The organism is Brevundimonas sp., assembly GCF_032107865.1.
GTDB lineage: Bacteria > Pseudomonadota > Alphaproteobacteria > Caulobacterales > Caulobacteraceae > Brevundimonas.
This window is the reverse complement of record NZ_DAMCNG010000138.1, coordinates 1-7,396: the sequence shown is the minus strand read 5'-3', so window position 1 is coordinate 7,396 and position 7,396 is coordinate 1. Positions and strand designations below refer to the sequence as shown.

At 68.8% G+C, this 7,396-nt stretch carries 8 protein-coding genes and 1 pseudogene; 5 read left to right on the top strand and 4 right to left on the bottom strand.

What is annotated here, in order from left to right; all coding sequences use genetic code 11:
- The 4 genes from RT567_RS11520 to RT567_RS11505 all read left to right on the top strand — a co-directional run.
- Positions 1-413 (top strand): histidine phosphatase family protein (locus RT567_RS11520; RefSeq protein WP_313576492.1); only part of this gene is annotated, 413 nt, incomplete at its 5' end.
- Positions 410-763, top strand: coding sequence for a DUF952 domain-containing protein (locus tag RT567_RS11515; protein WP_313576491.1), 354 nt, complete (start codon positions 410-412; stop codon positions 761-763). The genes RT567_RS11520 and RT567_RS11515, both read left to right, overlap by 4 nt.
- A 2-nt stretch (positions 764-765) precedes the next feature.
- On the top strand, positions 766-1,803 hold the full coding sequence (locus RT567_RS11510; protein ID WP_313576490.1) for a quinone-dependent dihydroorotate dehydrogenase: 1,038 nt from the start codon (positions 766-768) through the stop codon (positions 1,801-1,803).
- A 62-nt stretch (positions 1,804-1,865) separates the two neighbouring features.
- Positions 1,866-3,719: an ATP-binding protein gene (locus RT567_RS11505; protein WP_313576489.1), complete on the top strand. Its 1,854-nt coding sequence runs from the start codon at positions 1,866-1,868 to the stop codon at positions 3,717-3,719.
- Here RT567_RS11505 and RT567_RS11500 read toward each other — a convergent pair.
- Both RT567_RS11500 and RT567_RS11495 read right to left on the bottom strand, forming a co-directional pair.
- Positions 3,716-4,123 (bottom strand): annotated as a pseudogene (locus RT567_RS11500) (very short patch repair endonuclease). The gene RT567_RS11505 and the pseudogene RT567_RS11500 sit on opposite strands and share 4 nt — an antisense overlap.
- Before the next feature lie 23 nt (positions 4,124-4,146).
- Positions 4,147-4,635 (bottom strand): peroxiredoxin, encoded by a 489-nt coding sequence (locus RT567_RS11495; protein WP_088410358.1) that lies wholly within the window; start codon positions 4,633-4,635, stop codon positions 4,147-4,149.
- Between the two features lie 135 nt (positions 4,636-4,770).
- Here RT567_RS11495 and RT567_RS11490 point away from each other — a divergent pair, with 135 nt between their 5' ends.
- Complete coding sequence (locus tag RT567_RS11490) at positions 4,771-5,340, top strand: YqgE/AlgH family protein (RefSeq protein WP_313576488.1); 570 nt, start codon at positions 4,771-4,773, stop codon at positions 5,338-5,340.
- Positions 5,341-5,356: 16 nt separating this feature from the next.
- On the opposite strand, the gene RT567_RS11485 is transcribed toward RT567_RS11490, so the two are convergent.
- Positions 5,357-6,352: a serine hydrolase domain-containing protein gene (locus RT567_RS11485; RefSeq protein ID WP_313576487.1), complete on the bottom strand. Its 996-nt coding sequence runs from the start codon at positions 6,350-6,352 to the stop codon at positions 5,357-5,359.
- A 180-nt stretch (positions 6,353-6,532) separates the two neighbouring features.
- The coding region (locus tag RT567_RS11480; protein ID WP_313576486.1) for an EAL domain-containing protein at positions 6,533-7,396 on the bottom strand (864 nt) is incomplete at its 5' end.

Sequence of the window (7,396 nt, the reverse complement as noted above, 5' to 3'; positions counted from 1 at the left end):
GCGGCCGCCGCGACGCCGCCGCCATGGGCCGCGCCCTGGCCGAGCGAGGACTGAAGCCGGACATGGCGCTGGTCTCGGGCGCCCAGCGCACGCGCGACACCTGGGATGGCGTCAGCGAGCATTTCGGCGATGTCGAACTGCATATCTCCGACGCCCTCTACAACGCCCCCGCTGACGTGCTGCGTCGCGCGGTCGAGGCGGCCGAGGATCAGGCGGGCTGCCTGCTGCTGATCGCCCATAACCCCGGCGTGCATCAGCTGGCGGTCGAATATCTGATCGAGAGCGCCGCCTCCCCCTCGGTGCTGGACAAGATGAGCGGCGGTTTCCCCACCGGGGCGGCGGCGATCTTCAGCGTCGATGTCGCAGGGCGCCCGTCCTATGAAGGCTGGCTGACGCCGGAGACCCTGGCGTGACTGACCGGCCCGACATCGCCTTCAAGATTCTGAGCCGCGCCGACTGGCGCGCCGCCGTGGCCGAGGGCCGCTATGACGGCTCGCCTGTGGACCTGGCCGACGGTTACATCCACCTGTCCGCCGCCGACCAGTTGGAGGCGACCGCCGCCAAGCATTACGCGGGCCAGACCGAACTGATGCTGGTCGAGGTTGATCTGACCGCCCTGGGCGACGCCCTGATTTGGGAGCCGTCGCGCGGCGGCGCCCTGTTCCCCCACATCTACGGCCCCCTGCCCGTCGCGGCGACGCGCGCCGCCCGCGCCCTGTCGGTGACGGCCGACGGCCGCATGATCTTCGAAGAGACCGCCTGAGCATGAGCCTGACCGACCTCGGCGCCTGGGCGCTGCGTCAACTCGACCCGGAAGCCGCACACCGCCTGGCCATTCGCGCCCTGCAGATGACGCCCTTGCCCGCGCCCAGCGCCGACGACCCGATCCTGAAGACCGTCATCGCCGGGCTGGAGATGTCCAACCCCGTCGGTCTGGCGGCGGGCCTCGACAAGAACGGCGAGGCGCTGGAAGGCCTGTCGCGCCTGGGCTTCGGCGCGGTGGAGTGCGGTTCGGTCACGCCGCGCGCGCAAGCGGGCAATCCCAAGCCGCGCCTGTTCCGCCTGGCCGAAGACCGGGCGATCATCAACCGCATGGGCTTCAATAACGAGGGGCTGGAGCCCTTCGCCGCCCGTCTGGCGCGGCGTCCGACCCGCACCGCCATCGGCGCCAATCTAGGCGCCAACAAGGACACCGAGGACAAGGCCGCTGACTATGTCACGGGGCTGAAGCGGTTGGCGGGGCTGGCCGACTATTTCACCGTCAACATCTCCTCGCCCAACACGCCGGGCCTGCGCGCGCTGCAGGGGCGCGAGGCGCTGGATGACCTGTTGGGCCGCATCCATGAGGCCCGCCCCGCTGACGGCGCCCCCGTCTTCCTGAAGATCGCGCCCGACCTGATCGGCGAAGAGATCGGCATGATCGTCGAGGCTTCCATCGCCCACCGCATCGACGCCCTGATCGTGTCCAACACCACGCTGGAGCGCCCCGCCTCGCTGCGTTCCGCCTGGAAGGGCGAGGCCGGCGGCCTGTCGGGCGCACCGCTGAAGCCCTTCGCCCAGAAGGCGCTGGAAGCGGCGGCCGAAGCGGCGGCCGGGCGTCTGCCGCTGATCGCGGTGGGGGGAATCGCCGACGGCGCCGACGCCTATGCCCGCATTCGCGCGGGCGCCTCGGCGGTCCAGGTCTATTCGGCCCTGATCTATGAAGGCCCCGGCATGATCGGCCGGATCAAGCGCGATCTGGCCGCCCGTCTGCGCGCCGACGGCTTCGCCAGCGTGGCCGAAGCCGCCGTCTCGCGCCGGTGACGGAGCATTAGGTCTCCGCAGCCATGATGCAACCGAGGGGCGCCATCCGACAGCGGCACAAGATGCTGCCCCAACGACTTGTCGTAGGCTTGGCCTGCGCCCTGTTGTTCAGCCCTATCGTGGGCCTGCCCATCTGCCTGGGCTGGCTGGCGGTCTATCTGCTGCTGCAGGCGGCCGAGGCCGCCGCCTTCGCCCCCGTGACGCGCGGTCAGGTTTTCGCGCCCAAGGGCTGGCGCGGCGCCTTGGGCGATCTGGCGCTCATGGCCAACGCCGGCGCCTACGCCAGCATCGCCCTACCGCTGTGGATCATGGGCGGCCTGCCCGGCGGCGTGGTCGCCACCACCCTGCTGGCGGCGGGCGCGATCAATTCGGTCATCGCCTCGGCCGGCAATATGCGTGTCTTCCTCTGGACGGTCACGCCTCAGTTGGCGGTGCTGGCGTTGACGCCGCTGTTCATGGCCCGCTGGGCGGTCGAGGGCCGCTTTACCCTGCCGGTCGCTATCGGCGCCCTGGCCTTCATCTTCTTCTGTCTGACCACCCGCAGCCGCCTTCACGCCTCCAGCCTGGCCGAGGCTCGCGCCTTGAAGGAAGCCGATGGCAAGCGCCGTCAGGCCGAGAGCGTCATGGCGGGCCGCAGCGCCCTTCTGGCCGCCGTCGCCCACGATCTGCGCACGCCGATCGGCGCCATACTGACCGGCGCGCATGAACTGACGCGCGTCGCCGCCCCCTCGTCCGCGGCCCGTCAACAGACGGCCATGATCGAGGACGCCGGGCTGATGATGAAGGAGTTGCTGGACGACCTGCTGGACCACGCCCGCCTCGACGCCGGTCGTCTCAAGGTCGAGGCGCGTGATTTCGACCTGCGCGACCTGCTCAACCACACCTTCCGACTGTGGCAGGGCCCTGTCCGGGCCAAGGGGCTGCGCCTGCGCCTGGACGGCTCGCGTCATATGCCCGACGTGGTTCAGGGCGACGCCATGCGCCTGCGCCAGGTGCTGAACAATCTGATCTCCAACGCCGTCAAATTCACCGATACGGGCGTCATCACCATCCGACTGTGCTCCTGGCGCGACGAGGCCGGGCTGCACGTCCTGCTGATCGACGTGGCCGACACCGGACCGGGCATGACGGCAGGCCAGATGGACCGCCTCTTCACCCCGTTCGATCAGACCGCCGACGGCGTCGCCGCCCGCTACGGCGGCTCGGGCCTGGGCCTGGCGATCAGCCGCGATCTGGTCGAACTGATGGGCGGTCGACTGACCGTTCGCAGCCAGGCGGGACGAGGCTCGACCTTCACCGTGGCCCTGACCCTGCCTGAAGGCGTGAAGGAGGCTGCAACGCCCGCCTCGGCCCTGGTCGCCGCCGTCCCGGTCCGCAGCCTGCCCGAACGCGCGCCCATGCCCACGCCGGTTCGGGCTGAAGCCGCCCTGCGCACCGATGTCCAAACAGCGCCGGTCCCGACCCCGCCCTCGGTCTCGGTCGAAGCCGATGAAGCGCACGACGCGGAACGCCCCCTGCGGGTGCTGGTGGTCGACGATCACGCCATCAACCGCCGCGCCATCCAGGTGATCCTGCAAGCCCTCGACTGCGAGCTGACCATGGCCGAAGACGGCTTGGCTGCGCTGAAGGCCTGCGAAGCCGGCGTCTTCGACGTCATCTTCATGGATGTGCGGATGCCCGAGCTGGACGGCCGCGAAACCACCCGCCGCCTGCGCGCGGGCCATGGACCGAACGTCGCGACGCCGGTCATCGCCGTGACGGCCGACACCGCGCCCGAGGATATCGCCGCCTGCCTGGAGGCGGGCATGAACCACTTCGTCGCCAAGCCGCTGACGCCGGCGGTGCTGCTGGCCGCCCTGAGCGAGGTTCTGGACGCCGCTGACGAGGTTGAAGTCGAGTCTCAGGCCTTCGCCTAGTCGCGCACCCTGGCCAGCAGCCGTTCGCCCCAATCGGGCGCCTTCTGCTCGCATTCCCACAGGGTCAGCACGCGCCAGCCCTGCGTCTCCAGCTCGGCCGTGACGCGGGCGTCGCGCGCCCGGTTGCGATCGATCTTGGCCAGCCAGTAGTCAGCGTTGGAGCGGGGCTGGCGCGCCCCGCGCGGGCAGTCATGGCCGTGCCAGAAACAGCCATGGACGAACAGGGCGATACGCCGCCCCTTCATCACCGCATCGGGTCGACCAGGCAGGCCGCAGCCGCCCAGTCAATAGCCGATCCCGGCGCCCCGCAGCAGGCGCCGGACCTTCATCTCGGGCGCGGTGTCGCGCCCCTTCACCCGGCGCATGACGGCGCTGCGTTTTTCCGGAGTGAAGACGTCGCTCATGGATCAATCAGCGACGCCGGTGATCACAGCTGGGCAAGCAGATGCTCGGCCGAGGAGACCTTGAACTCGCCGCCCTGCTCGATGTTCAGCTGGTCGACCACGCCGTCCTTGACCAGCATGGAGTAACGCTGCGAGCGCTCGCCCATGCCGAAGCCCTTGGCGTCCAGCGCCAGGCCCACGGCGCGGGTGAAGTCGCCGTTGCCGTCGGCCAGCATGACCACGTCGTCGGCGCCGTTCAGATCATTGGCCTTGGCCCAGGCGCCCATGACGAAGGCGTCGTTGACCGAGACGCAGGCGACGGTGTCCACGCCCTTGCCCGCCAGATCGGCGCGGTGATCGACATAGCCCGGCAGGTGGCGCGCGGAGCAGGTCGGGGTGAAGGCGCCCGGCACGGCGAACAGGGCGACCGTCTTGCCGCCGAACAGCTCGGCCGTCGTGACCGGCTTGGGGCCGTCGGGCGTCATGGTCGTCAGGGTGGCGTCGGGAATGCGGTCGCCGATCTGGATGGTCATGTCGGGGTCTCCGGGAGTTCGACCCGGACGATCCAGGACGATAGGAGTCAGATAGAGACCCGCAGGGGGATCGCCAAGCGCGCCGGGCCTTGAGAATGGCTTGCGCCCGCCATCGTCCGACCCGATGATAGAGGCATGACCGCCTTCTCCTCCCTGACCGGGCGTCTTCTGGTGGCGATGCCGGGTATCGACGACGATCGCTTCCGCCACGCCGTCATCCTGATCTGCGCCCACGACGACGAACACGCCCTGGGGCTGCGCCTGGACCAGCCCGCGCCGGGCGTGTCCCTGGCCGAGGTTCTTGAAAAGCTGGACACGCCCATAGACGACACTGCGCGCGACCGCTCGGTGCTGATCGGCGGCCCAGTGGAGCGCGAGCGCGGCTTCGTCCTGCACACGGCCGACTGGACCAGCGAGGACGCCAGCCTGACCTTCGGCGACGGTCTGGCCCTGACCGGCACCCGCGACGCCCTGGCCGCCATGGCCGACGTCGAGGACGGTCCCAGCCGCGCCATCCTGCTGCTGGGCTACGCCGGGTGGGGCGAGGGGCAGTTGGAGGAAGAGCTGAACGAGAACGTCTGGCTGACGACGGACGCCGACCCGGCCCTGATCTTCGACGCCGACTATGACACCAAATGGAGCCGCGCCCTGGCCGCGCTGGGCGTCGAGGCCGCCCGTCTGTCCAGCCAGAGCGGCCGGGCCTGAGCGCGGCCGAAAGTTCTCAGGTTCCGAGCGCCTCGCTCACGAACTCATCGGTATGGCGACGTTTGGCGGACAGGGCGGCGACGGCGATCCGTCGGTCCTTCATCACCGCGACCTCGGCCTGAGATCCCCATGTCCCGCCGTTATGGAAGGCGACCTCCCCGTCCTTGTGCGGGGCCAGAAGCCAGCAATAGCCGATGGCGACGCCGCCCATCTGGGCCACAGGCGTCTGGGCCCTGACAATGCCCTTCACGATGTCGTCCGGCCCATCCCCCCAGGCGGCGCGCAGGAAGCGCAGCTGGTCCTCGACCGTCGAGGCCAGCATCCCGGCAGGCGCCATGTGATCGCGCAGATACGGCACCGGCCGGTCCCAGTCATTGACGCTGACCGCCACCTGATCAGGCCCCTCGTCCGGGCGCAGGAAATCCGTGCGTCTGACGCCCAGGGGCTTGAGCAGCCGCTGATCCAGCAGGTCGGCGAAGTCCATGCCCGCAGCGTGCGCCAAGGCGTCGCCCAGCAGACTGACCCCCATGCTCGAATAGCGTGGCGCTTCTCCGACCCGAGACTGTTTCACGGCCGCCATGAGCATGGCGCGATACTTCATCGCATCGACGCCGCGCCACGGATCCTTCACCGACAGGGATAGAGCCGCCAGGCTTTCGCGCCAGAACAACGGCTTGGGCGTGTTCGGCAGTCCGCTCCGGTGGCTGGCCAGTTCAACCAGGGTCGGCGGCCTGACCGGCCAGGGCAGAGGCTTGCCGAACAGGTGATCGACCGGCGCATCGGGATCGACGTCTCCCGCCTCGATCATGACGCCCAGCAAGGAGCCGGTGAACGCCTTCGAGACGGAGCCGATCTCGAACCTTTGGTCGACATCATGTTCGGGAGAAGCGGCGGACCAGATCTTCGCGCCCTGCTGTATGCCGACGGCGAGCGGCGCCTGCGAGGCGCCCTTCAGCTTTGCAAAGCTGACCTCCAGGCGCTCATTCGTTTGAACCTCGCCATGTAAACGCATCGACGCTGCGCCTCTGAGTGTAAAACAGGAGGCGATAGATCAAATCATCAGCAACGGGTTCAAGTTACAAATAGCTTAGATAAAGCCTATCCGGCCGTCACGTTTACAGCCGAAAACAAATCTACCTTATACGAAGAGACACGCCGCGACCGCATCTTATCGTCCGCACGTTGCTTGGCGTCAGACGGAGCGCGCCTTGATCGGCGCTGCGCCGTCGGCCAGCGACTCGTTCAGATAGACCTCAGCCTCCTGCGCCGGCAGGGCGGGCGCATAGCCGAACCCTTGGCCGTAATGGCAGCCGTCATCGAGCAGCAACTGGGCCAGAGAGGCGTTCTCCACCCCCTCGGCCACCACTTCCAGCGCCAGGTCGCGGCCCAGGTTGACGACGGATTTGACGATCTTGGCCGAGCCTTCGTCCTTGTCCATCGTCAGAACGAAGTAGCGGTCGATCTTCAGCGTGTCGAACGGCAGCTTGGCCAGGTAGGACAGGGACGAGAAACCGGTGCCGAAGTCGTCCAGCGCCAGGCTGGCCCCCGCCTCGCGCAGAGCCTTCAGCACCTCGGCGGCGCGCGCGGTGTCGCGCATGATGTCGCCCTCGGTGACTTCCAGCTTCAGCGCGCCGCGCGGAAGGCCGGCCTCCTTGATGATGCGGGCCACGTCCTCGACCAGGTGGGCGCGCTCAATCTCGCCCACCGACAGGTTGACGCTGCAGAATAGCCGCCCAGCGCTGGGATGGCGATGCAGCCACTCGGCCAGTTGACGCGAGGCCTCGGTCATCATCAGCAGACCCAGCTCGTTCATCAGGCCCATTTCATCGGCCAGCGTCAGGAACTCGTCCGGCGGCACCAGGCCGCGCCGGGGGTGACGCCAGCGCGCCAGGGCCTCAAACCCTGCCACGGCGCCCGTGCCTAGATTGACGATGGGCTGGAAGAAGGGCTCGATCTCGCCGCGCACGAAGGCGTTGCGCAGGTCCGCCTCCAGCGCCAGACGCGACAGGCTGTCGGTCTCCAGCGCCCGGCCATAGGCCGCCGCGCCGCCGCGACC